General features: G+C 71.7%; 1 protein-coding gene and 1 pseudogene. Both read right to left on the bottom strand.

Annotation, left to right across the window (positions count from 1 at the left end; all coding sequences use genetic code 11):
* A pseudogene (locus RKE29_RS30625) lies at positions 1-81 on the bottom strand (ATP-binding protein); the annotation flags it as partial.
* Positions 62-336: DUF742 domain-containing protein (locus RKE29_RS30630; RefSeq protein WP_312008935.1), on the bottom strand; the 275-nt coding region annotated here is incomplete at its 5' end. The pseudogene RKE29_RS30625 and the gene RKE29_RS30630, both read right to left, overlap by 20 nt.

A 336-nucleotide genomic window follows, 5' to 3' on the forward strand; every position in this document is an offset into this window, starting at 1 on the left:
GAAACCGCCCGCCACCACGATCTTCGCCGAGGTGGTCGCGCGCGGGGCGACGGGAGTGCCGTTAGAGCTTGCGAAGTCCACTGAGCACCCTTTCCAGCAGTGTCACGTCCGGCGTGCCGCCCGCCTCCGAACCGCCGCCCGGCTGGTGGATCGCCACCATGCCCGCCTCCGCCAGGTCCGCGACCAGGATGCGCGCCACCCCCAGCGGGAGGCTCAGCAGTGCCGAGACCTCCGCCACCGACTTCACCTCGCCGCACAGGTGGCAGATCCGCTGGTGTTCCGGCAGCAGCCCCTGGAGGTGCGCGGGGTCGGCCGTGGTGCTCACCAGCGCCTCTA

This window comes from Streptomyces sp. B1866, from assembly GCF_031932565.1.
Lineage (GTDB): Bacteria > Actinomycetota > Actinomycetes > Streptomycetales > Streptomycetaceae > Streptomyces.